At 76.8% G+C, this 660-nt stretch carries 1 pseudogene; it reads left to right on the top strand.

Annotation, left to right across the window (positions count from 1 at the left end):
- Positions 1-660, top strand: a pseudogene (locus tag KUM32_RS44080) (hypothetical protein); the annotation flags it as partial.

Genomic DNA, 660 nt, shown 5'->3' with positions numbered 1-660 from the left:
GACCGAGGACGCGCTGGGCCGGGCGCTGCTGGAGCGCCAGCACCGGATTGCCGACCTGGAGGTGCGGCTCGGCCAGTTGGAGGCGGCCTGGGCGGCGGAACGGGCCCGGGTCGAGACGCTGGAACAGGAGTTGGCCTGCCCCGACCACGACCGCGAACAGCTCCTCCACGAACAGGACCGGCTGCGCCAGGAAGTGCGCCGGCTCACCGACGAGTTGGAGGAGGTACGCCGCCGGGGCATGCTCGCCGAGGACCGGTGCCAGCTCCTGGAACGGCAACTCGCCGCCGTGGAGGCGCAGGGCGTGGCGTCCGGCGAGACGCACGCGGCCGACGAGGCGGAGGCGGTCGGCCTCTCTCCCCTCACCCACGCCCCGCCGTACGCCACCGCCCACGCCTCCGCCGCCGCGCACCCCACCGCCACGGCTGCTACCGCCACCGCCACCACCGCCAGCCGGGCCGGGGCGGCCACCGCCGGCAGGCCGGCGCAGCACCCGGCGACGGCCTACCCGCCGCCCGCCGCGGCGACCTGGGGGGCGGGGCCGCGCCCGAAGATCCTCATCGTGGACGACCAGCGCGACAACCTGCTGGCCATGGAGGCGGTGCTCGCCACCCTGGGGCAGGAACTCGTCGCGGCCACCTCGGGGCGGGAGGCGCTCAAGGC

It is taken from the genome of Streptomyces sp. AC627_RSS907 (assembly GCF_019049165.1).
The sequence above is the reverse complement of the archived record's forward strand: the minus strand, read 5'-3'. Positions and strand labels throughout refer to the sequence as shown.